The sequence below is a fragment of the Metabacillus sp. GQ13 genome (assembly GCF_059758525.1).
This window is the reverse complement of sequence record NZ_JCAXET010000020.1, coordinates 1-21,702: the sequence shown is the minus strand read 5'-3', so window position 1 is coordinate 21,702 and position 21,702 is coordinate 1. Positions and strand designations below refer to the sequence as shown.

At 36.5% G+C, this 21,702-nt stretch carries 22 protein-coding genes and 10 tRNA genes; 30 read left to right on the top strand and 2 right to left on the bottom strand.

Going from position 1 to position 21,702, the window contains the following annotated elements; translation table 11 throughout:
• Positions 1-147: 147 nt before the first annotated feature.
• From AC6CHR_RS20970 to AC6CHR_RS20950, 5 genes are all read left to right on the top strand, one after another.
• On the top strand, positions 148-855 hold the full coding sequence (locus AC6CHR_RS20970; RefSeq protein ID WP_498250974.1) for an alpha/beta hydrolase: 708 nt from the start codon (positions 148-150) through the stop codon (positions 853-855).
• Positions 856-1,250: 395 nt separating this feature from the next.
• A complete protein-coding gene (gene cshA / locus AC6CHR_RS20965) occupies positions 1,251-2,759 on the top strand; it encodes a degradosome RNA helicase CshA (RefSeq protein WP_498250972.1) in 1,509 nt (502 codons plus the stop codon).
• A 214-nt stretch (positions 2,760-2,973) separates the two neighbouring features.
• Positions 2,974-3,939, top strand: coding sequence for a UV DNA damage repair endonuclease UvsE (gene uvsE / locus AC6CHR_RS20960; RefSeq protein ID WP_498250971.1), 966 nt, complete (start codon positions 2,974-2,976; stop codon positions 3,937-3,939).
• 319 nt (positions 3,940-4,258) lie between these two features.
• On the top strand, positions 4,259-4,738 hold the full coding sequence (locus AC6CHR_RS20955) for a PH domain-containing protein (protein ID WP_498250970.1): 480 nt from the start codon (positions 4,259-4,261) through the stop codon (positions 4,736-4,738).
• Complete coding sequence (locus AC6CHR_RS20950) at positions 4,731-6,161, top strand: PH domain-containing protein (protein ID WP_498250969.1); 1,431 nt, start codon at positions 4,731-4,733, stop codon at positions 6,159-6,161. The genes AC6CHR_RS20955 and AC6CHR_RS20950 overlap by 8 nt, the downstream gene beginning before the upstream one ends.
• Before the next feature lie 64 nt (positions 6,162-6,225).
• On the opposite strand, the gene AC6CHR_RS20945 is transcribed toward AC6CHR_RS20950, so the two are convergent.
• Positions 6,226-6,948 (bottom strand): rhomboid family intramembrane serine protease, encoded by a 723-nt coding sequence (locus AC6CHR_RS20945; RefSeq protein WP_498250968.1) that lies wholly within the window; start codon positions 6,946-6,948, stop codon positions 6,226-6,228.
• Positions 6,949-7,346: 398 nt separating this feature from the next.
• Between AC6CHR_RS20945 and acpS the strand changes: the two genes are divergently transcribed.
• The 14 genes from acpS to AC6CHR_RS20875 all read left to right on the top strand — a co-directional run bounded on the left by acpS (position 7,347) and on the right by AC6CHR_RS20875 (position 19,485).
• Positions 7,347-7,709: a holo-ACP synthase gene (gene acpS, locus AC6CHR_RS20940; RefSeq protein ID WP_498251058.1), complete on the top strand. Its 363-nt coding sequence runs from the start codon at positions 7,347-7,349 to the stop codon at positions 7,707-7,709.
• Positions 7,710-8,027: 318 nt separating this feature from the next.
• Positions 8,028-9,047, top strand: coding sequence for a LolA family protein (locus tag AC6CHR_RS20935; protein ID WP_498250966.1), 1,020 nt, complete (start codon positions 8,028-8,030; stop codon positions 9,045-9,047).
• 295 nt (positions 9,048-9,342) lie between these two features.
• Positions 9,343-10,512, top strand: a complete 1,170-nt coding sequence (alr, locus tag AC6CHR_RS20930; protein ID WP_498250965.1) for an alanine racemase — start codon at positions 9,343-9,345, stop codon at positions 10,510-10,512.
• A gap of 501 nt (positions 10,513-11,013) precedes the next feature.
• Positions 11,014-11,295 carry a CopG family ribbon-helix-helix protein gene (locus AC6CHR_RS20925; protein ID WP_498250963.1) on the top strand — a complete coding sequence of 94 codons (282 nt, stop codon included), beginning with the start codon at positions 11,014-11,016 and terminating at the stop codon, positions 11,293-11,295.
• A gap of 4 nt (positions 11,296-11,299) precedes the next feature.
• Positions 11,300-11,650, top strand: coding sequence for a type II toxin-antitoxin system endoribonuclease NdoA (gene ndoA, locus AC6CHR_RS20920; protein ID WP_026562078.1), 351 nt, complete (start codon positions 11,300-11,302; stop codon positions 11,648-11,650).
• Between the two features lie 292 nt (positions 11,651-11,942).
• Complete coding sequence (rsbRA, locus tag AC6CHR_RS20915; protein WP_498250962.1) at positions 11,943-12,782, top strand: RsbT co-antagonist protein RsbRA; 840 nt, start codon at positions 11,943-11,945, stop codon at positions 12,780-12,782.
• On the top strand, positions 12,779-13,141 hold the full coding sequence (locus AC6CHR_RS20910) for an STAS domain-containing protein (protein ID WP_498250961.1): 363 nt from the start codon (positions 12,779-12,781) through the stop codon (positions 13,139-13,141). Before rsbRA ends, AC6CHR_RS20910 begins: the two co-directional genes overlap by 4 nt.
• A 2-nt stretch (positions 13,142-13,143) precedes the next feature.
• Complete coding sequence (locus AC6CHR_RS20905) at positions 13,144-13,551, top strand: anti-sigma regulatory factor (RefSeq protein WP_498250960.1); 408 nt, start codon at positions 13,144-13,146, stop codon at positions 13,549-13,551.
• A gap of 233 nt (positions 13,552-13,784) precedes the next feature.
• A complete protein-coding gene (locus AC6CHR_RS20900; protein WP_498250959.1) occupies positions 13,785-14,792 on the top strand; it encodes a PP2C family protein-serine/threonine phosphatase in 1,008 nt (335 codons plus the stop codon).
• A gap of 55 nt (positions 14,793-14,847) precedes the next feature.
• Positions 14,848-15,180, top strand: a complete 333-nt coding sequence (locus tag AC6CHR_RS20895; protein WP_498250958.1) for an anti-sigma factor antagonist — start codon at positions 14,848-14,850, stop codon at positions 15,178-15,180.
• Positions 15,177-15,659: an anti-sigma B factor RsbW gene (gene rsbW, locus AC6CHR_RS20890; RefSeq protein ID WP_498250957.1), complete on the top strand. Its 483-nt coding sequence runs from the start codon at positions 15,177-15,179 to the stop codon at positions 15,657-15,659. The genes AC6CHR_RS20895 and rsbW overlap by 4 nt, the downstream gene beginning before the upstream one ends.
• Positions 15,625-16,416 (top strand): RNA polymerase sigma factor SigB, encoded by a 792-nt coding sequence (sigB, locus tag AC6CHR_RS20885; RefSeq protein ID WP_498250956.1) that lies wholly within the window; start codon positions 15,625-15,627, stop codon positions 16,414-16,416. Before rsbW ends, sigB begins: the two co-directional genes overlap by 35 nt.
• Positions 16,413-17,012: a PP2C family serine/threonine-protein phosphatase gene (locus tag AC6CHR_RS20880; RefSeq protein WP_498250955.1), complete on the top strand. Its 600-nt coding sequence runs from the start codon at positions 16,413-16,415 to the stop codon at positions 17,010-17,012. Before sigB ends, AC6CHR_RS20880 begins: the two co-directional genes overlap by 4 nt.
• A gap of 310 nt (positions 17,013-17,322) precedes the next feature.
• On the top strand, positions 17,323-19,485 hold the full coding sequence (locus AC6CHR_RS20875; protein WP_498250954.1) for a Tex family protein: 2,163 nt from the start codon (positions 17,323-17,325) through the stop codon (positions 19,483-19,485).
• Positions 19,486-19,603: 118 nt separating this feature from the next.
• Here AC6CHR_RS20875 and cmpA read toward each other — a convergent pair whose 3' ends face one another.
• Complete coding sequence (gene cmpA / locus AC6CHR_RS20870; protein WP_498250953.1) at positions 19,604-19,717, bottom strand: cortex morphogenetic protein CmpA; 114 nt, start codon at positions 19,715-19,717, stop codon at positions 19,604-19,606.
• A 96-nt stretch (positions 19,718-19,813) separates the two neighbouring features.
• Between cmpA and AC6CHR_RS20865 the strand changes: the two genes are divergently transcribed.
• From AC6CHR_RS20865 to AC6CHR_RS20815, 11 genes are all read left to right on the top strand, one after another.
• Complete coding sequence (locus AC6CHR_RS20865) at positions 19,814-20,272, top strand: SprT family protein (RefSeq protein WP_498250952.1); 459 nt, start codon at positions 19,814-19,816, stop codon at positions 20,270-20,272.
• A 128-nt stretch (positions 20,273-20,400) separates the two neighbouring features.
• Positions 20,401-20,475 (top strand) — tRNA-Asn (locus AC6CHR_RS20860).
• Positions 20,476-20,478: 3 nt separating this feature from the next.
• Positions 20,479-20,569, top strand: a tRNA-Ser gene (locus AC6CHR_RS20855).
• Between the two features lie 11 nt (positions 20,570-20,580).
• Positions 20,581-20,652, top strand: a tRNA-Glu gene (locus tag AC6CHR_RS20850).
• 263 nt (positions 20,653-20,915) lie between these two features.
• A tRNA-Gln gene (locus AC6CHR_RS20845) sits at positions 20,916-20,990 on the top strand.
• Between the two features lie 30 nt (positions 20,991-21,020).
• Positions 21,021-21,096 (top strand) — tRNA-Lys (locus AC6CHR_RS20840).
• Positions 21,097-21,108: 12 nt separating this feature from the next.
• Positions 21,109-21,194, top strand: a tRNA-Leu gene (locus AC6CHR_RS20835).
• A gap of 11 nt (positions 21,195-21,205) precedes the next feature.
• Positions 21,206-21,291: transfer RNA gene (locus AC6CHR_RS20830), tRNA-Leu, on the top strand.
• A gap of 100 nt (positions 21,292-21,391) precedes the next feature.
• Positions 21,392-21,468, top strand: a tRNA-Arg gene (locus AC6CHR_RS20825).
• A gap of 8 nt (positions 21,469-21,476) precedes the next feature.
• Positions 21,477-21,553 (top strand) — tRNA-Pro (locus tag AC6CHR_RS20820).
• Between the two features lie 25 nt (positions 21,554-21,578).
• Positions 21,579-21,652, top strand: a tRNA-Gly gene (locus AC6CHR_RS20815).
• Positions 21,653-21,702 lie beyond the last annotated feature (50 nt).

Below are 21,702 nucleotides of genomic sequence, written 5' to 3'. Positions count from 1 at the left end.
CTTTCCAAATCTTTTATCTTCTTTATTTTGAAAAATAATGGATGAACAATCATTATAATGATAAAAATAAACAGAAGAACAAGTTAATCTAAACCTTAAGTTTTTTGGATGAGTATGAGCGCGTACGTTTTTTAAGGAGGTTACTTCATGATAGGCTGCCTTTTTATTCATGGTTTTACGGGTGCTCCTTACGAGGTTGACCCACTAGCGAACTATATTCAGGAGAGAACAGGTTGGCTTGTAAAGGTACCGACTCTCCCAGGGCATGGAGTAACTCTTTCACTTAAAGGGTATAGCTATAATGAGTGGGTTACTTATGCAGAACAAGAGCTTTTAGCTCTGATGGAACAGGTTGATGAAGTTTATGTAATTGGTTTTTCCATGGGTGGAGTTATCGCATCTTATTTAGCCGCCCATTATGAAGTGAAGAAGCTAGTCCTTTTAAGTGCAGCGGTATATTATGTAAATCCTAGACAATTAATGGTGGATTGCAAAGATATGATAAAAGATTTTATAGGTGGGAATATTAAACAAAACGAATTATTTAATCGTTATAAAAACAAAATACTTCAAACACCATTACGAGCTACTATTGAATTTCAAAAACTTGTTAAGAATGTAAAGCCATTTCTTAAGGATTTAACGCTACCTGTTTTGATTATTCAAGGAGAATGCGATGGAATAGTACCGGTCAAAAGCGCACATTATTTGTACAATACTATTCCTTCAATTAGGAAAGAACTTAGGTTACTGCCTTCTTCAAAACACCATGTTTGTCATGGGAAAGACTATGAAGTATTAAAGGATTATGTTGAACGTTTTTTGGATGAAAGTAAAGGCGCGGAACCCGCATAACGAATTAGTGTTTAAGAAAATCGAGGCATCTATTATAAGAAACTCACTCATGAATGTAGTTATGATGATTAACCGTCTTACAATAAGTTGAAATAAATAACAGGTAGTGGTATGATAATATTTAAAGTGTTTGCGGGCTTTAAATAAGGTAAACTGCTGCCCTTGTTTGAAAAAGGGCATTTTTTGTTGGCAAATAGTCAGAACGGTTTTTTACATCTGAAAGTTTTTCATGATGACACACAGTTGATAACCTACTTTATAGCTATTGGGCTAATGCCCAGGCTTATTGGGAAATAAAATTAAACATCGTTTCATTATGAATACGATTTTGAAACCTGTTACCTATAAGGTCTGTAAATATTTACAGCAAACGATATAGAAGGAGTATGAATACATTGACATTAACGTTCCAAGAATTAGGTTTAAGTTCAGCACTTATGCAATCAATCAGTAAAATGGGTTTTGAAGAGCCATCACCAATCCAGGCACAAACGATTCCATTAGGTTTACAAAATAAGGATGTAATCGGGCAGGCACAAACAGGAACTGGTAAAACAGCTGCTTTTGGTATCCCTCTTATTGAAAAAATTGACATGAAAAAGGATAGCATTCAAGCTGTTATTGTCGCACCTACGAGAGAGCTTGCTATTCAAGTCTCTGAAGAGATCTACAAAATTGGTTACCACAAGCGCACTCGAGTGCTACCGATCTATGGTGGTCAAGATATTAACAGACAAATGCGCTCATTGAAGAAAAATCCACATATCATCGTAGGAACACCTGGACGTTTATTGGATCATATCAATCGTAAAACTGTCCGTTTAAATGCCGTTCATACAATTGTGTTGGATGAAGCAGATGAAATGTTAAACATGGGCTTTATTGAAGATATTGAGTCAATTTTATCTAATGTTCCATCGGAACGCCAAACTCTGCTTTTCTCTGCAACAATGCCCGATCCGATTCGTCGTATTGCAGAAAAATTCATGCACGATCCAGCATTAGTTAAGGTTAAGGCAAAAGAAATGACTGTGCCTAACATTACTCAATATTATTTAGAAACACAGGAAAGAAAGAAGTTTGACACACTAACAAGACTACTTGATATCCAATCACCAGAACTAGCGATCGTATTTGGTCGTACAAAACGTCGTGTAGATGAGTTATCTGAGGCTTTAACGTTAAGAGGTTATACAGCTGAAGGGATTCATGGTGATTTAACTCAAGCGAAGCGTATGTCAACTTTACGTAAGTTTAAAGAAGGTACAATTGAAGTATTAGTTGCAACGGATGTTGCGGCACGTGGTCTAGATATTTCTGGTGTTACTCACGTTTATAACTTTGATGTTCCTCAAGATCCTGAAAGCTATGTTCACCGTATCGGACGTACTGGTCGTGCTGGTAAAACAGGAATGGCAATGACATTCGTTACACCAAGAGAAATAGATATGATTAGAAACATTGAGCGCACAACGAAGAGCAAAATGGAGCGTATGAAGCCGCCAACTGTTGATGAAGCAATCGTAAGTCAACAACAAATGACGGTTGAGAAGATCCGTTCAATCGTTGAAAGTGATGATCTTTCTTTCTACAAGCGTACTGCTGAAGAGCTTCTAGAAGAATTTGATGCACAAACAGTTGTTGCTGCTGCAATTAAGTTTATGACAAAAGAGCCTAATGCTGTTGAAGTAAAACTAACAGATGAAGCTCCAGCGTTTAAAAACAAGGGTCGTTCATCTTCTAATAATAGAAGAAGAGGCGATTACAGCCGTAGTGGTGGTGGATCTGCACAAAAGAAAAGTGGCAATCGCTCATACGGTAGTGGCGGTGGCGATCGCGATAGAAATAAAGGCGGTAGTAGAGATAACAGCAAACGTCGTTACTCTAACTCTAACTCAAAATAATTTTCACTTCAAAAATCGAGTCCAATTAGGATTCGATTTTTTTGTATCTAAAGTTGTCGCACGGATAATATTATGAAGAATTTGGACAATGAAAATAGAGTAATGGACAATTTGTTGTAGAACAGTTCCACGAAAAAGATTAATGACTCTCTTTTAAAATGATTTCAGATGGGAAAAACTAAGACAAGGCTCTCATCGAGGAGGAAATTATTCAATGACAATTGTAAGGTTAGGCTACGTTGCGATGAGTATGAATCTTCAAAATTGTTCTCCCTCTAAGACAATGACATTCACCCAGTTCAAGAAAATTAATGATAGAGAAGCGGCGATTGCTAAGCTGGAAAAAATATCACAAACAAATTTAGCAAACTGTCTTAGGTTATTAAAGCATAGTCTTGCTCATGACATTCACTTTTTTCGGTTCAGTTCAAAGCTAATCCCACTAGCTAATCATGATGAACTTAAAGATTGGCATTATTTGAGCAATTTATCTGATTCATTAGCATCCATAGCGGATTTTTTAGATCAACATCCTATTCGAGTGGACTTTCATCCAGATCATTTTGTTGTCTTAAATTCACCGCAAACAGACATTGTTAAGATGTCGCTTAAAACTTTACGTATGCATAAAATGTTATTGAAGGGAATGAGAGTGGATACTGAACACCGCTGTGTATTGCATATTGGCGGAGCATATGAAGATAAAGAAAAGGCATTGGAGCAATTTATCCATAATTGGGGCCTAATTCCTGTTTCGTTACAGAGGATGCTTATGTTAGAAAATGATGATACGACTTTTCACCTAAAAGATGCTCTGTATTTATGCGAGAAACTAGGGGTACCCCAAGTGTTTGATTATCATCATCATTTAGCATTTCATGATGAGCCTGAATGGGAGCAACATTGGGAAAGAGTAATTCGCACATGGAAAAATTCAAGTTTATCAGTAAAAATGCATATTTCTAGCCCTAAGAATGAAAAAGAGTTCCGTGCCCATTCTGATTATGTTGATGTGAAAATGTTTATGGATTTTTTAACAAGTATTAAAGGAAGTGTGGATCAGCTTGATTGTATGATCGAGGCAAAGCAAAAGGATAACGCACTTTTTCGGTTAGTTGATGATTTAAAAGGCTATTCTGAGTTAGAGTGGATTGATAAAACGTCCTTTAAAATAAAATGAGCTTTAGCGGATATAGCTATTCTCCAAAACTTGAAAATCTATAAGAAAGAAACTAGTCCTATTATGCTATAATAAAATGGGATTATTTTCTTTTTCAAAGCCCTTTTTAGAAGTTTGAGGGCAACAAACTTCTAAAAATCGGCCTTTAGATTATTTCTGGAGAAATCGTAGCTATTTATAAAGTAATGGCAAAGTCATTAAATGAAAAGGGCACGAAGTCAGGATAAGTACGAATTTAAGTGCTTATTATGAAAAACAACGATTTTTCGAAGACAGCCTTTTTTATGGAGGTTAGGTCTTATATTAAGGGGAGAGACAATTGAGAGAGCTACCTAAGAATAAAATTAGTTTAAAGGCTTTAACAGTATGGAAGCTAAGCGCACTTATAAGTTCTAGTATTCTCCTATTGGTTGTGATAGGTGTAGGAATAGGGGGGTATTTTCTTGAATTCTCCTATTGGATTACAATCGGAGTTTCTATTGTATGGTTAGTTTACACAGTAGTATCGATCTTTGTTGTTCCGATTCTAAAGCATCGGGTCTGGCGTTATGAGGTCCACGAACACGAAATTGATCTCCAGTTTGGCTTATTTATTATTAAAAGAGTTCTTGTTCCGATGGTTAGAGTTCAGCATGTTGATACCCATCAAGGGCCATTGTTGCGTAAATACAAATTAGCATCAATAGAAATCTCTACTGCAGCTACTAAGCATGAGATACCAGCTCTAGACTTAACAGAAGCAGATATTCTTAGAGATCATATTTCAAAATTGGCTAGGGTGACAGATGATGATGTTTGAACCGAAGCGAATTCATCCGGTAGGAATGATACTGAGTTTTCTTTCAATCATTAAATCATATATCATTCCAGCTATTGTATTCTTTATCTTTGGTAATAATGGCAACCTTAATTTTTATTTTGTTATTGGAGCCAGTTGTTTATTTATTGTAATCGTGGTCATGAGTTTTTTGGAATGGTGGAAATTTAGTTATTGGGTTGAAGATGGAGAACTTAGGATTGAACATGGTGTCTTTGTTAATAAAAAGCGATATATTCCGATTGAAAGAATCCAATCGATTAATAGTAGTGCTGGGATTATTCAGCAGATCTTCCGCCTGGTCAAAGTGCAAATAGAGACTGCTGGAGGGGGGATTGAAGCCGAAGCTGTTTTAACAGCGATAAAGAGTGAAGAAGCAGAGCGAATTCAAAAAGCAATTGCAACTTATAAACAGAGTGTTCCCCAAATAAATGTGGAACAAGAGAAAGTGAACGCACCCGACCTTCCGACGTATAAAATGAAAATGAAGGATTTATTTGTAGCTGCTTCTACTTCAAGTGGCATTGGAGTCATTTTATCAGCAATTGCTGCATTTATATCACAGATTGATGAAATCATTCCATTTGAGGAGATTTTTAGTAGATTTGAATTTCTTACTCATGCTAGTTTTACCTTATATGCAATGTTGGTCTTTATCGCGTTTTTAATCGCATGGATTTTAAGTATTATTGGTGTATTACTTAAATATGCTTACTTTACTGTCATAAAAGAGGAAAATGATCTGAAGATCTCTAGAGGAATCTTTGAAAAACGACAAGTAACAATCCCTATATCAAGAATTCAAGCGATTAGAATTGTCGAAAATCCATTGAGACAACTTCTTGGGTATGTATCTGTCTATATTGAAAGTGCAAGTGGTAGTGTAGGGGACGAGGGGTCTGCGACACTATTATTTCCTGTTATTTCGAAAAAGGAGATTACCCCGCTTTTGGAACAATATCTACCTCATTTTCAAAAAAGCTTGGAACTAAATAAATTACCAAAACGATCTATGCCGCGTTATTTAGTAAGGAAGGCAATCCCAGCTATCATCATTAGTGTCCCAGTAGCATACTTCCTAGCGCCGTGGGGCTACCTTTCATTAGCTATGATCCTTATCGGGGTCTATTGGGGTTATTGTTCTTATAAAGATGCAGGGTGGAGGATATCTGGAGACCAGTTGCAACTAACCTTTCGTTTAGTATCAAAAACAACTGTACTTGTTCATCGCAACAGAGTCCAATCGATTAAAAGTAAAACCAATTATTTTCAAAAAAAGAGGTTATTGCAAACATTCGAGGTGTCAATTAAGTCTGGTATCGCTGGAAGCCACTTTACAGTAAAGGATATAGATCATACCGATAACGATCAGTTAGTTAATTGGTATTCCTATTCAAAAGCATAGAGAGAAAGGGTGTGACTCATTCCCAAATGGTTAAGGGCCTCATGAGTCACACTCATCCTTTTTACTATTTAAAACGGAAAAATACACCTAGAATGATAAATAATCCGAAAATCACCCAAATAATATGTTTCGTGCTAATTCTTTTTATTGAAAACGAACGTTGGTTGCTAGTATTGTAGTAGTTCTGATGGACAAAGTTTCCTCTAGGCTTTATGAAGAGGGGAGCTAAGGCAAACCCGCCAATAAATCCAAAGATATGTGCGACTATATTAATGTTAGTATTAATAAATGTCATGATTAAGCCAATGACTAGTATACTTATGATAATTTGAGAGTTTGCTTGGTCTATCATACCCTTTCTAAAGTAGACCATGAAGAGATAAACCCCGAATAAACCAAATATAGCTCCTGATGCACCTAAATGTGAATACTGTAGTGGTTCAATTAGGTATGTTGCAATATTCGCGAATATACCAGCACTAACATAAAGGAGAGTGAATTTCACCTTTTTTAGTATTTTTTCTAATGCTGGTGCAAATAAAATAAGCGATATGGAATTAAAGAAAAGGTGTCCTAATCCTACGTGTAGAAAAATGGGTGTAACAAGTCTCCAATATTCTCCATTAGCAATTCCTGCATTAAACCCATCTAATAATTGTAACGAAATTTGCAGAGCGGGTATCGGAATTTGAAATAGCAACCAAAATAATAGATGGATGCCTATAAGTGTTGAAACGACTGGATATAAACGAATGAATGTCTGAAAGCTTTCCGTTCTAGTAAACATTATTTTGCTCCTTTTCTTTTTATAGTGAATTATAGTCTATTTAGACTTTTTTCTGAAACTTTATTCTTAAGTACTAAATAATCTAGGCAACAGGATATTAATAAGTAAAGATAGATAGACTTTTGAATTTTTACTTTGTGCGTTGAAGCTATTCAAAGAATTTGAAAAATAATGAAGCGGAATAGCTTCTATTATATGAACAAAAGATAACTACTTAAAAATAAGCAATTGGTGTCTATCTGAGTTAGATAGTTGGCTACACTAATAATGTGTATATGTTTTTCGTCCGAACAAATGATGGAGACGAATAAGAGTTTGTGATGGTTTCATACTAACACGGATATGTACGGGTTGTATAAAATAGTACTTTAAATGGTTTGCGGAAGGTGTTGTTCGTTATAATAACTGGAATGGGACTAGATATTATTGAGCTTGATCGAATTAGAAGAATTATTGAGCGTCAACCAGGCTTTATTAAAAGAATTCTAACGATAACTGAAATAGAACGATTTGCAACACTTTCAAAGGAAAGAAAAGTTGAATTTCTAGCCGGTCGATTTGCAGGAAAGGAAGCTTATTCAAAAGCGGTAGGTACAGGTATAGGTGAAGAAGTAAGCTTTCAAGATATAGAGATTATTAACAATGATAGAGGAAAACCGATTCTACGCCCTTTAAAGGAGTTTGCTGAGCCAACGACCATACATATTTCAATCACACATACTCGTCAATATGCAGCGGCTCAGGTTATTTTAGAACGATAAAAGAGGGGTAGAGAAGCGATTTAGAAGGGGAAATGTATAAAAAAGGCTTTAAAAACGTATACAGTATTCTTATAGATGCGGCAGTAATTTAGACTTTGTTGAAAAGTCAGGTTGCTGCCGCTTTAAATTTAGTCTGCATATTTGGAATGGTTGTCTCATATATTTGGTAATGCGATAGGGAAGACAAGTTGTTAATGGAGTTCATCTTTTGTTTTTTGGTTAGAGGAAAGTAGTTTAGAGTCTAGTCTATTTTAAGATGAGGTCTTGCAAACAGTTTTATCCATTTTAATGTTATATAAGGCAAAGGGGTTGAAAATGTTGAAAAAGAGCTTAATGTTACTTTTAGTAGGACTTTTAACAGTACTTGTTCTCGCGGCATGTGGCGAGAAATCACAGGAAGATGTAGTTAAGGCGTTAGAAAAGAAGACTGATGAGATGTCAGGTTATAAGGCTAAAGGAAAGATGACGCTACAAACTGGAAGTGAGCCACAAGAGTATGAAATTGAAATATGGCATAAGGGACCGACGTACTACCGGGTAAATCTGAAAAATTCCCAGAAGGAACAAAGCCAAATGATTTTGCGGAATGACGAGGGTGTCTTTGTGCTAACCCCAGCACTTAATAAAAGCTTTCGATTCCAAAGTGACTGGCCGCAAAATAGTAGTCAAGCCTATCTTTACGAGTCATTGATAAAAGATATTTTAAATGACCCTGAAGCAAAGTTTAATGTAGCCGAGGACAAATATGTTTTTGAAACAAAAACAAATTATCAGAATAATAAAATGCTCCCAAATCAAGAGATTACCTTTAATAAAAAGGAATTATCTCCTTCAATGGTTAAGGTAATGGATACCGACAGAAATCCACTTGTCATTGTTGAATTTAGCAGTTTTGAATTTAATGCTTCATTCGATGAAAATTCATTCGATGTTGAGAAGAATATGTCTAGTGCACAAATTGAGGTACCTACAATGGCTACTGGAGACAGTAAACCATTTGCAGTGAAATATCCTCTTGAGCAGCCAAGTGGTGTGGAACTATTGGAAAAGGCCGAAGTTGAAACTGAGAACGGAAAGCGTGTCATCCTTAGCTTTGGTGGAGAGAAATCATTTACATTAATTCAAGAAAATGCTGAGATTGCAGCTCCTGCTTCTGCTTCTAGCTCAACCTATGTTAATGGGCATCCAGCAGATCTTGGATTTACAATTGGGGCAATGTCTGAGTCAACATTAACATGGACTCATGATGGGGTTGAATATATGCTCGCTTCGGAAGACTTAACCGAAGATGAAATGCTTAAGGTGGCAAAATCAGTACAAGGTCAAGCTGCAAAATAAAAAGAGACTGTTCAGAAGGGTCGGACCTCAAGAAACTCTAATATATGAACTTACTACTTAGTAAAATTCTTATATTGAGTTAATGTGGTCTGACCCTTTCAATATGAGTCAGTCTCTTTTTTATGATTTAAAACCTTTAGACAGGTGATAGTAAACAGAAAAAAGAGAAGTCAGGGCAATTCGGTTTAATCGACTCATGAATATTTACTTTTATTTTTCTTCATTATTTGACTTTTCTATATTGGAATCGAGATAATTGGAATAGAAGAAATGTTAGATAAGGAAGTGGAGTAGGGTGTCGTTTGGATTTTACCGTGATACTTGGGTTGAAATTAATTTAGATGCAATTACACAAAATGTCAAGTTAATGAAGGAACATATTGGAAAAAATGTTGAGATAATTGCTGTTGTAAAAGCAAATGGATATGGTCATGGGGCAGTACAAGTTGCAAACACTGCGTTAGAAGCAGGGGCAACGATGTTAGCGGTAGCCTTTTTGGATGAGGCGATTGCGTTAAGAAATGCAGGTATTCATGCACCAATATTAGTATTGGGTGCAACCAGACCAGAAAATGTGGAATTGGCTATTACACATAACCTAACGCTAACAGTTTTCTCATTAGATTGGCTAACTAAGGCTAAGTTCTATTTGCAATCAGGTGTTCTTCCTCTTCATATAAAGGTTGATACTGGAATGAGTCGAATAGGAATAAGAGAAAAAGAAGAGGTTCTTCCTATGTTTGAATTCTGTGAGGCTTCACCACATTTGGCCATTACAGGTATTTATACACATTTTGCAACAGCAGATGAAAAAGAGCTAGCCTATTTTGATAAACAATATAATAGGTTTCAAGAAATATTAGAGCTTGTACCAAATCAAGGTTTGCTTACTCATTGTGGAAATAGTGCAACTGGTCTTAGATTCCCAGACAAGCTATATAATGCAGTAAGACTTGGTATCTCAATGTATGGGTTATCGCCCTCTCTAGAAATAAAGAATGAATTACCTTATAAATTAGAGGAGTCCTTTTCGCTTCAAACCAAATTGGTTCATGTGAAGAAGGTCTTAAAAGGAACGAAGGTAAGTTACGGAGCAACCTATGAGGCAAAAGATGAAGAATGGATAGGCACTTTGCCCATTGGTTATGCTGATGGATGGACTCGAAGTCTAAAGGATTCAGAGGTGTTAATTGATGGCAAACGAGCACAATTAATCGGAAGAATTTGCATGGATCAATGTATGGTCAAGCTTCCTTACCAACTTCCTGTCGGTACTAAAGTGACGCTAATTGGAAAACAAAATGAAGAAAAAATCCCGGTAGATGAAGTTGCTATCCGACTAGATACAATTAATTATGAGATAACATGTATGATATCATCACGAGTGCCTCGTGTGTATTTTAGGGCAGAGCATGAAATAGAGACAAGCAATTCCCTGCTGGAAAAGCAGTCAAAAGATTATTAGATGTGAAATGCTTTCATAAAGATGAATAATTACCCTATATATATGTCGATAATAGAAAATGGCTTTTAAAGTAAGCTCTTTATTGTCATCGAGTTAAATAATATAAGTAAGTGTTAATGGGATGGCACTAACAAAGATTTGAAAAGAGCTTTGAATGATGTATAAATGTATAACCTTATTTAGCTGGCTAAGGACTGGCTAGCTGAATGAAAGTAACTGGTTTATGTATTGTAGTCTATTTTAGGTAAAGTTTATCTCGTTCTTTGATTGATGCAAGAGTCAGTTTCCTAGTAAACATGGGGATAGTAAGTCGTTCTTGTAGTAGCAAAATTCCTTATTTCGTTGGTGATTAACCTGAAAGGGATTTTCCCTTTTTCCTAGGTGGAGCTTAACCATACACCTACTTTACTAATGAAAATGCTTTGCTTCTTGGGCTGTAAATGGTATTATTAAATTTGGAAGAAAATATTTGGGTGGTAAGTTTGGTGGAGGTGTATGTTTGTGTCTGAATCCAGCGCAACAACAGAAATCTTAATTCAGTTACCTCAAGCGTTAGTATCAGAATTGGATGGACTTGTAAATCAGGAGAATGGAAACAGAAACGAGCTTATTTATCAAGCAACGAAGATGTATCTTCGTGAGCGTAAAAAGCGTCAAATTCGCGAATCCATGAGACGTGGTTACATGGAGATGGCGAAAATTAATCTTAACATTGCATCTGAAGCATTCCTGGCAGAATCTGAGGCTGACCATACCGTTGAACGCTTAGTAAGCGGGGGTTAATCATTTGATTGTCAAACGCGGTGACGTATACTTTGCTGATCTTTCCCCTGTTGTAGGCTCGGAACAAGGTGGCGTACGTCCTGTATTAATTATCCAAAATGACATTGGAAACCGCTTTAGTCCTACAGTTATTATAGCGGCAATCACGGCCCAAATTCAAAAAGCAAAATTGCCAACTCATGTTGAGATTGATGCAAAGCGATACGGGTTTGAAAGGGATTCTGTCATCCTTCTTGAACAGATTCGAACGATTGATAAGCAAAGGCTTACCGATAAAATCACTCATCTCGATGATGAAATGATGGATAAGGTAGATGAAGCCTTGCAAATAAGCCTAGGACTTATTGACTTTTAATATGTAAATAAAATAAAAATGATATGTTAAATCAAAAAAGGTTGCTTTATAAGCAACCTTTTTAATTTAATCACAATTATTAATGTTTTGTATTTAGTATGGTGCAAGTTAGTGTCAAATCAACAAACTTAATTTAAAGTTAACCAATTTTTAATGGTGCAAAATCAATTATATATATTCGGATGTAAAGTAAATTTAGAAGATGTAAATATTATATTGCTTTTTTTAAAACCAATAAATCTGTATAATTTAGAATGAATGTTGTGTTTTCGTTTATGTTAGGAGGATTAATATGATAAATCAATCATCAAATCCCTTTTATGAGTTTATTCTTGTAAACCGGGATGATATGTTAAATAAGTGGACAGAAAGAATGAAAGAACTAGGTGACAATAAGAAGATAACCGTTATATCTGATCAAATTTATGCGAATGTTTTCAACGAATATATTAATATAGTGTTATATAATTTAAATAGTCTAGAGGAAGATTCTCTAAATAAGATAAGTTTATTTTCTCAAAAAATTGTTCAGTTAGGTTGGTCACTAAAATATATATCAAACGGATTAACAGAAATGAATAAAGTTTTGTTTGAAATGATGACAATAGATCAACCGGAAGATGAGAAATTAAAATTGGTATGGGCTTTTGATAAGTGGATGACTCCTATTAATAGTGAAGTACTACATCAATATGCAACATCTTGGGAAAAGACCGTTTCTCTCCAAAAAATAGCCCTCCAAGAATTATCAGCACCGTTAATACCAGTTTTTGATAATATTGTGGTTATGCCCTTAGTGGGAACGATTGATACAGAAAGAGCAAAACAGATCATGGAAAATCTTCTAATGGGTGTTGTGAAGCATCGAGCAGAGGTAGTTTTAATTGATATAACAGGTGTACCGGTGGTTGATACAATGGTTGCTCATCATATTATTCGGGCCTCAGAGGCAGTAAGACTTGTTGGTGCAAAATGCTTGCTTGTAGGAATTCGACCTGAAATTGCTCAAACAATTGTGACTCTTGGTATTGACTTAAGTCAATTAATCACAAAAAATAGTTTGCAAAAGGGTATAGAGACAGCGTTAGAAATGACTAATAGAAAAATAATTACATTGGGGGGTAAAAAATGAACGCCAGAATACCAATTTTAAAGTTATATAACTGTTTATTAATATCAATTCAATGGGAACTTGATGATCAAACCGCCCTTCAATTTCAAGAGGATCTGCTTGCAAAGATTCATGAAACGGGCGCAAATGGAGTTGTGATTGATCTAACTTCATTAGATATAATTGATTCATTTATAGCAAAGGTCCTAGGTGATGTTATTAACATGTCAAGGTTGATGGGAGCAAAGGTTGTACTTACAGGCATGCAACCTGCAGTAGCAATTACTTTGATTGAGTTAGGCATTGAACTTGAGGATGTTAAAACTGCCTTGGATTTAGAAAAAGGCCTTGAAACACTACAACAGGAGTTGGGGGAGTAAGTATGGAAAACCAATCCTGTGTTAAAATTGTCACCGAATGGGACATAGTTGCGGCTCGTCAACTGGGGCGTAATGTTGCAAAAGAGCTTGACTTCGGTACAGTTGATCAAGCGAGAATAACAACAGCGATATCGGAACTTGCTCGAAACATATATTTATATGCAGGACAAGGTGATATGCAAATAGACTCCATAAATGAAGATGGTAAAAAAGGTTTACGAATTAGAGCTAGTGACAATGGGCCGGGAATACCAGATATCCGTAAGGTGATGGAGGATGGATTTTCAACATCAGGTGGATTAGGGGCCGGTTTGCCAGGGGTAAAGCGCCTAATGGATGAATTCGATATCACTTCTTCGGTAGGAGAGGGAACTATTATTCTAGCAATAAAATGGCTACGTAAAGGATAGTGATTGAATTAACGGCTAGTGGTATTTAACAAGCTAGGATCTATCACCGTATTTAACATTATGAAGAGCCAAGAATTTCAACTGAAGGGGGTGTAATCCTGGTATTTAGAATCTATTCTTTTTAGGTAGTACCTGATTGTAGGAATTGCTTGAGGTAAAAAACGTACTGTTTATATCTCGTGACTTCTAATAGGTGAAATTGATATGAATAGATTTTAATTCACAGGATATATATGGATTATCGTGACTTTTTAGAGCCGAAATATCGAGAACTATTAAAAAATTATATACATGCACAAACAGAAACTGCGCTTTACCAAGGTCAAAAATTTAGTAGAAAATCAATTGAACACCAAATACCTCCTGAAGAAATCGTCAGTACGCATCGAAAGGTTCTTCTGGAGTTGTTTCCTGATCTAAAAAGTGAGGTTCTCTCTTCATTCGATTTTCTGCTAGAAGTAATGATGGGGTATGGTCTTGCCTATCAAGAACATCAAAGTTTACGGTATCAACAACTAGAAATCAGATCTGAAATTGAAATTGCTGCTAATGTCCAAGAAACCTTACTAGAATCGTCGATTCCAGTAACTGAAGCTTTGGATATTGGTGCTATTAGTGTACCTGCCAAACAGATGAATGGGGATTATCATCACTTTATTGAGGATGATCAAGGGGTAAGCATAGCAGTTGCTGATGTTATCGGCAAAGGAATCCCAGCTGCTTTATGTATGTCGATGATAAAATATGCGATGGATAGCTTTCCAGAGTCCCGTAAAAATCCTAATCAGATTTTAGAAAACCTGAATAGAGTTGTTGAAAGAAATGTAGATCCTAGTATGTTTATTACTATGTTTTATGGTATGTATAACATAAAAGAAAATATCTTTACATATGCTTCAGCAGGCCATGAACCAGGTTTCTTTTATCGTGCCTCCGTTGATCTTTTTGAAGATATGGTGACAAAGGGACTTGTTTTAGGGGTAGATCATAATGTGAATTATGTGCAATATGAAAAACAAATTGATATCGGTGATATGATTGTGCTTCTCTCAGATGGAGTTACCGAGTCAAGGACAGATGATGGTTTTGTAGAAAGATCAGTTATTACAGACTTGATACGCCAGTATAATGACCTTCCAGCACAAGAAATTGTCGAAAAGATCTACAAACACTTTGAAAAAATGCAGGATTTCCAGCTTAGGGATGACTTTACATTAATAATTCTTAGAAGAAAGGTTTAATGTCTTTCTTGTTGGGGTAAGGAATAACATAATAGTCTTTCTGAGGTGAAAATGGATGAATATAAATGTTGATATAAATAAGGTTGGAAGTAACACAATGATTTCAGTAGCGGGTGAGATTGATGCTTTTACAGCTCCTAAGTTAAGAGAGGCTTTAGCGCCACTTGCAGAAGAATCTAATCCTAATTTGATCGTAAATTTAAAAGAGGTTTCTTATATGGATAGCACAGGCTTAGGAGTGTTTGTAGGATTGTTAAAGATGGTTAGGAAAAATGAGGGACAATTAACACTTGTAGAACTGTCAGAACGATTGGAGCGCTTGTTTAGCATAACAGGGCTAAGTGATATCATTGATATATCTTCAAAATCAAAGGGTGGGGTACAATGATGCAATTAGTAGATTATATTGAAATGAAGGTACCAGCTAAGTCGGAATATATAGGTATTGTTAGACTAACCCTGTCTGGAATAGCGAGTAGAATGGGGTATTCCTATGATGTTATTGAAGATTTAAAGATTGCCACTAGTGAAGCATGTACAAATGCTGTGCAACACGCCTACAAGATAGATGAGGGTGGAGAGGTTGTTGTCGGGTTTGGACTATATGAAGACCGTCTAGAGGTAATGATCGCTGATAATGGTGAAAGCTTTGATTTTGAACAAAAGAAAAACGAACTTGGTCCCTATTCTGCTTTAAGTCCAATTGACCAGCTTCCAGAAGGAGGGTTGGGTCTATATTTGATGGAAACGCTCATGGATGAAGTCCGTGTACTTGATAATTCAGGTGTTACAGTCTTCATGATTAAGTATTTAAGTGGGGAGCGAATAGATCATGGCACAACCATCTCAAACTATGAGGCTAAATAAAGAAGAAGTAAATGTGCTAATTAACGAATTCCAGCAGACAGAAAGTGAAAGTGCTCAGTTAGCTCTTGTAGAAAACTATACAGGTTTAGTTGAAACCCTAGCAAGGAAATATTCTAGAGGGAAAAGTTTTCATGAGGATCTCAGACAAGTTGGTATGATTGGTTTATTAGGAGCAATTAGAAGATATGATTCGACAATTGGCAAGCCATTTGAAGCTTTTGCCATTCCTACAATTATTGGAGAAATTAAACGATTCTTACGGGATAAGACATGGAGTGTCCATGTCCCAAGAAGAATCAAGGAATTAGGACCGAAGATAAAGGCAGCTATCGATGAGCTAACTAATGACAATCAACGATCACCCAAAGTCCAGGAAATAGCTGACTATTTAGATGTTACAGAAGAAGAGGTCTTGGAGACGATGGAAATGGGTAAAAGCTATCAGGCTTTATCTGTTGACCATTCAATTGAAGCAGATTCGGAAGGAAGTACTGTGACAATCCTTGATGTTGTTGGATCTCAAGACGATGGATATGAAAAAGTGAACCAAAAGCTTATGCTACAAAGTGTATTCCATGTATTGTCAGATAGAGAAAAAGAGATCATAGACTGTACATTTATTATGAATAAGAGTCAAAAGGAAACTGGTGAACAACTAGGTATTTCACAAATGCATGTCTCAAGGCTGCAAAGGAGAGCGATTCAAAAGTTAAAGGAAGCTCTCTCAAAGGATAGGCCACCGGAGTTAAATAGATGATTTTTCGTGAATCTAACAACTTTGTCCATACATTAGCTTATCAGTTACCGAAGGAAGGTAAGATCTGTTGTGGAGATAGCTTTTATATTAAAGCGACAGAAGACTATGTTATATGTGCTTTGGCTGATGGTTTGGGTAGTGGAGAACATGCGAACGAGTCATCCTCAGCAATTAGTGCTTTAGTTGAAAAAAAGCATCATGAAGATTTAGATGTGCTCATTGATTTATGTAATTATGAACTTAAGAATAAGCGTGGGGCAACAGTCTCCATTCTAAAGATCGATTTCAAAAGAAATGAATTTACATATAGTTCAGTTGGGAACATTCGCTTCGTACTCTGTGGACCAACAGGTTCATATATCTATCCACTTCCACTCTTGGGGTACTTATCTGGAAAGCCTCAAAAGTATCGTACTAAAACATATTCATATGAAAAAGGATCCAAATTCATTATGCATACTGACGGTTTAGTCTTACCTGCTATCAAATCTTTACTATACAATGCCCATTCAGTTGAAGATTTATCAGGGCGATTAGAAGAGTATACTAAAACACGTCATGATGACTTGACCTATATAGTCGGCCAACTATTTTAGAAATATAAGAAATAGAGGGTCGACTATTATTTTTTATTATTGGGCTGTTTTCTCTATAATTTATGATTTTATTAGTTTTACCCACCAATAATTCCAATTATTTTGCGAAGTCAAAAGCAACAAACAATATGTGTTATTGGACGAACCTCTATACGAAATGAGATAGGGGGTTTTCGTTGTGAAATTAGGAACATGAGAAGAAAAATAGGTTAAATATTTTAATAGGGTCCATATGTTTGGTAAAATGTTTACAGACGCTTAAATTACAATAGATTAAAAATCAGGCATGGATTGCTTTTGGAGGCTTATAATGGTAGAAAAACAAGATCAAATTATGAAATTTATTAGTATCGATCTTTCTATAAATTTAAAACAAGTAGCTAATGTAATAAATTTACTTGAAGAGGGGAATACAGTCCCGTTTATTGCGCGCTATCGAAAAGAACAAACAGGTGCGTTGGATGAAGTTCAAATTCGAGATATATCTGAAAAATGGGTATACATACAAAATCTAGAAAATCGAAAAGAAGAAGTGCTTCGCCTTATCAATGAACAAGGTAAATTGACAGAGCAACTTTCATCCGATATAAAAAAAGCAATGAAACTTCAGCAGGTAGAGGATTTGTACAGACCGTACAAACAAAAGAGACGTACGAAAGCAACAGTAGCAAAAGAGAAGGGTCTTGAACCACTAGCACAGTGGATACTACAATTGCCTAGTGTAGGAAGTATAAATGAGAAGGCGGAAGAATTTCTTAATGAGGAAAAGGAAGTCCATACAACCGACGAAGCAATTGAAGGTGCAAAGGATATAATTGCTGAACAACTGTCTGATGAACCTAAATATCGTCAATGGATTCGCGAATTAACTTTTAAACGTGGAAAAATGTTATCGGTGGTAAAGGATGAAGAGAAAGATGAAAAAAATGTTTATGAGATGTATTACGACTACGAAGAACCAATTCAAAAAATAGTGCCACACCGAGTGCTTGCTATTAATCGTGGGGAAAAAGAAGATATATTACGTATTTCAGTCCAACCTCCTCATGAGCAAATCATCGGCTACTTACAAAAACAACTATTGACGAACCAGGCAACAATCGTAAAAGATATCATGATACAGGCAATTGATGATGCCTATAAGCGATTGATTCAACCGTCAATTGAGCGTGAGATTCGTAAGGAGTTATCTGAAAAGGCAGAGGATAGGGCTATACATATTTTCTCTGAAAATCTTAGAAACTTACTTTTACAGCCACCGCTAAAAGGTAGAATGGTACTTGGTGTCGATCCGGCATTTAGAACAGGTTGTAAATTAGCTGTAGTGGATCAAACAGGTAAAATGCATCAAATTGGAGTTGTTTATCCACATCCACCTGTGAATAAAATGGATCAAGCAAAAAAAACGATAACAGAAATACTAAAAAAATATCAGATTGAAGTAGTTGCAATCGGTAATGGGACGGCATCTAGAGAAACGGAACAATTTATCGCAGAAATCTTAAAGGAAAACAACGGTGAAGCATCGTATCTAATTGTTAATGAAGCCGGTGCAAGTGTCTATTCCGCATCTGATTTAGCAAGAGAGGAATTCCCTGATTTGCAAGTAGAGGAGAGAAGTGCTGTTTCAATTGCCAGAAGACTTCAAGATCCACTTGCAGAGTTAGTGAAAATTGACCCGAAATCTGTTGGGGTAGGTCAATACCAACACGATGTCTCACAAAAAAAATTGAATGACTCATTAACGTTCGTTGTAGAAATGGTCGTAAATCAAGTAGGAGTGAATGTGAATACAGCTTCATCCTCTTTACTTCAATATGTTGCTGGTTTAAGTAAGACTGTAGCTAATAATGTTGTCAAAAAAAGAGAAGAACTTGGTCGTTTTTCTAATCGTAAGCAACTAAAGGAAATACCTAGATTAGGTGCTAAAACATACGAACAATGTATTGGTTTCTTAAGAGTATTAGAAGGTGACCAACCGCTAGACCGGACTAGTATTCATCCTGAACGGTACGCAGAGGTAAAAAAATTACTTAATCAATTAGAAGCAGCTGTCACTGATTTAGGGAGTGAAGATTTAAAAAATAAAGTCGTTAATCTGGATCTAAAAGAAACAGCTGAAATCCTTTCGATTGGTGAGATTACATTAAAGGATATTTGTGATGCATTAATCCGACCGGAAAGAGATCCACGTGATGATGTGGCAAAACCTTTATTAAAGAAGGATGTCTTAAAGTTAGAAGATTTACAACAAGGGATGGAATTGCAAGGTACGGTTCGTAATGTTGTAGACTTTGGAGCATTTGTAGATATTGGTGTTAAACAAGATGGGCTTGTTCATATCTCAAAATTAAGCAAATCTTTTGTGAAGCATCCTCTTGATATCGTATCAGTAGGTGATGTTGTTACAATATGGGTTGATGATGTAGATTTTAAAAAGGGAAGAGTAGCTCTTACGATGGTAAAGAGTTAAGGCTCTTTTCTAAAAGGTAGTTGCTCTAGTACTACTGTATATTAGTACTTTGTACGGAAAAACAATCTTTGCGAAAACAGTGATTAGAAAAGAACTGCAGTTAAAAAGAAACACTGCTTTATGAGCAGTGTTTTTCTTTATAGAAAAACCAGCATTGATTAAGTAATTTTATTTGATAATGGTTTTTTTCATAGAAAGCACGTTGCATTTGACTTTGTAACCAATTTGGCATTGCTCATACCTCCTTAATCTCTATAATGGATTATGGGTGTTTATAATGTATGCAGATTGCTAGTACACTGTTACTTTAAATTTTGGAGGATTATCAATGAATGATTTAAAGCTACAACAACTGGTTGAAGATATTTCCATTACCTCCTTTCATAAACCATTTAACCATGTAGCCGTTTTTAATAATCGACTTAGAACAACTGGAGGAAGATACTTATTAAGAACGCACGCAATTGAAATTAATCCTAAATACTTCGTAGAGCATGGCCTTAATGAAGTAATCGGTATTATTAAGCATGAGCTTTGCCACTATCATTTGCATTTAGAAGGTAAAGGGTACAAACATAGAGATCAAGACTTTAGGGTATTAATGAAGGAAGTAGGAGCACCTAGGTTTTGTACACCTATAGGAAGAGATGTGAAAGTAACCAGGCCATCACTCGTGTATAAATGTAAAAATTGTGGTCAAGATTATAACCGAAAGAGAAAGGTTGATACAACTCGTCTATTTTGCGGAAAATGTGGCGGTAAGATCTATCTTATTAAAAAGGGTTGACGACTAGGATGTTGCTGTGATAAATTATAAAAGCCGTCGCTGATGGCTAACTAATTTTTATTGATTGATAGGGCGTCTTGACAGGACAACCCTTAGTCAATATAATAAAGAAAGTCTTTATGAACTATTCCGCAGTAGCTCAGTGGTAGAGCTATCGGCTGTTAACCGATCGGTCGTAGGTTCGAGTCCTACCTGCGGAGCCATATGGGGAAGTACTCAAGTGGCTGAAGAGGCGCCCCTGCTAAGGGTGTAGGTCGCGTGAGCGGCGCGAGGGTTCAAATCCCTCCTTCTCCGCCATATAAAAACATGGCCCGTTGGTCAAGCGGTTAAGACACCGCCCTTTCACGGCGGTATCACGGGTTCGATTCCCGTACGGGTCATAATCATATGAGTTAAAGGGAGGAAGTGAACACATTTGAGTAGTATCAAATGTTCACCTCCTATTTATTTCCTAGAGCTAGGTAATGGTATTTGTTGTAATAAGGTGATTTTAATAAAGTAATGATAAACGTACCTATTATATATGGTTAGTTCTCACCACCAAGTTTTAAAAATAAAGCTTGAATCAGTAAATAGATTATGTTATTATATAATCCTGTTGCTTTAGTAGTTGGTTTTCGACGAAGCGATTGATAAAGTTTGATGGGCTATAGCCAAGCGGTAAGGCAACGGACTTTGACTCCGTCATGCGCTGGTTCAAATCCAGCTAGCCCAGCCATTTTTATTTTTTAATTACTCATAATTGTATGAGCCATTAGCTCAGTTGGTAGAGCATCTGACTTTTAATCAGAGGGTCGAAGGTTCGAATCCTTCATGGCTCACCATTTACACACCATGCGGGTGTGGCGGAATTGGCAGACGCGCTAGACTTAGGATCTAGTGTCCTTGTGACGTGGGGGTTCAAGTCCCTTCACCCGCACCATTGTTTCTTTCGCGGTCGTGGCGGAATGGCAGACGCGCTAGGTTGAGGGCCTAGTGGGGGCGACCCCGTGGAGGTTCAAATCCTCTCGGCCGCACCATAAAAGATTTTAAAAAAGTTATTGACACGAAACAACGGTTCATGGTATGATAATTAAGTTGCTTCATAAAGAGGCGAACGAATTACTTCCAATCAGATATGCGCCCGTAGCTCAATTGGATAGAGCGTTTGACTACGGATCAAGAGGTTAGGGGTTCGACTCCTCTCGGGCGCGCCATTTTTTAACGGGAAGTAGCTCAGCTTGGTAGAGCACTTGGTTTGGGACCAAGGGGTCGCAGGTTCGAATCCTGTCTTCCCGACCAGTCGAGTCATACTAACATATAATATGCGGGTGTAGTTTAGTGGTAAAACCTCAGCCTTCCAAGCTGATGATGAGGGTTCGATTCCCTTCACCCGCTCCAAATGATCTTTGAAAACTAAACAAAACCAAGCGTGCCAACGTTAATTTCGG